Genomic DNA, 1,244 nt, shown 5'->3' with positions numbered 1-1,244 from the left:
AAATTATGCTGCACAATGAATTCTGCAAAAAGCGAATGGAATCATTTTTGGTAAACCGCAAGATGAAAAATATTACGATGAGTATATAGTAGAAATTCTAAAAGTCATGAAGGAATTTAATTTGGGGGATTTGCCAATCCTTTATAACTTGAATTTTGGTCATACCGAACCGAAATTTATCCTGCCATATGGAGCAATGGCCGAAATTAATTACCTAGCTCGCTGTTGAGTAAAAGCCATAAACGTACTATTTCTAACCTCACATCAGCTTTAATTTAGCTACACTAGCTTCTCCAATATTTTTGATATTAATTGATCTTGATTTTTCTCCATAATAATATCTTGATTTACGATTACTACATTTAAGTTTTCGCAGAAAATGCAAAGTTTCATACAATAGGTTGGAGTGATAGAACACTCAATATCTTTTTCTTCAAGTTTATTTCTAATCTGCTCTTCTGCTTGGTTTGTTCTATTACGAAAACAATACAAAATTTTTTGAATCATAATCATCCTCGTTGGTAAGTATTTGTTGTAATTCACAGCATAATTTCACGATATATAAAAGGTAAAACCATCGCAAAAAGCGATGGCTTTCAAATTTAAACAGCTGCACTCTCAACTTCACGGCATACTTCAAGTGTACGAACAACATACTCTCCATCTTTTAGGATAAGATTTAATTTGTCGTGATCCTGTAGGACTGCAATATTATCTAATGGGTTGCCATCTACTACGAGGATGTCTGCAAGTTTTCCAACTTCAATGGTACCAATTTGATCTTCCATCTGCATAATTTGACTTCCATATTTGGTAGCGGTTACAATCGCATCCATTGGTGTCATTCCTACTAACTTAACAAAATGCTCTAAGTCACGTGCATATCCACCATGAGGGCACCATTTGAACCCATAATCACCGCCTGGCAATATACGTACCCCTGCTTTATAAAGTCGGTTCATATTTTTTAGTGCAATTTGTAACCCTTCTTTATATCCTGTTGCATCAAGTGCTTCTTGTCCGAAATAATCAGCACCATGCTCTAATGTTGATACAAGCCAATTTAAGGCAGGCACAACAAATAAACGTTCTTTATCGTGTACGAGCATGTCGAATGCTTCATCGTCAATAAAATCAGCATGACCGATAATGTCTACCCCTGCTTTTACACATATTTTTACAGCATCTGATGTTCTAGCATGTACATATATTCTTTTCCCACGGGCATGGGCTTCCTCTACAGC

Annotated in this window: 2 protein-coding genes and 1 pseudogene; 1 reads left to right on the top strand and 2 read right to left on the bottom strand. The window is 35.8% G+C overall.

What is annotated here, in order from left to right; translation table 11 throughout:
* Window positions 1-229: pseudogene (locus tag V7659_RS30130) on the top strand (LD-carboxypeptidase); the annotation flags it as partial.
* Window positions 230-279: 50 nt separating this feature from the next.
* On the opposite strand, the gene V7659_RS30125 reads toward V7659_RS30130, so the two are convergent.
* Together V7659_RS30125 and V7659_RS30120 are read right to left on the bottom strand one after the other, a co-directional pair.
* Window positions 280-507, bottom strand: a complete 228-nt coding sequence (locus V7659_RS30125; RefSeq protein WP_335543694.1) for a hypothetical protein — start codon at window positions 505-507, stop codon at window positions 280-282.
* 95 nt (window positions 508-602) lie between these two features.
* Window positions 603-1,244: amidohydrolase family protein (locus V7659_RS30120; protein ID WP_335543693.1), on the bottom strand; the 642-nt coding region annotated here is incomplete at its 5' end.

This window comes from Neobacillus drentensis, from assembly GCF_036966985.1.
Taxonomy (GTDB): Bacteria; Bacillota; Bacilli; order Bacillales; family Cytobacillaceae; genus Neobacillus; species Neobacillus drentensis_E.
Note: the sequence above shows the minus strand (reverse complement) of the source record. Positions and strands in the feature narration are given on the sequence as shown.

Excerpts from the sequence above, each read along its gene's own strand:
- V7659_RS30125 (WP_335543694.1), bottom strand. The coding sequence starts at position 507 with ATGATTCAAAAAATTTTGTATTGTTTTCGTAATAGAACAAACCAAGCA.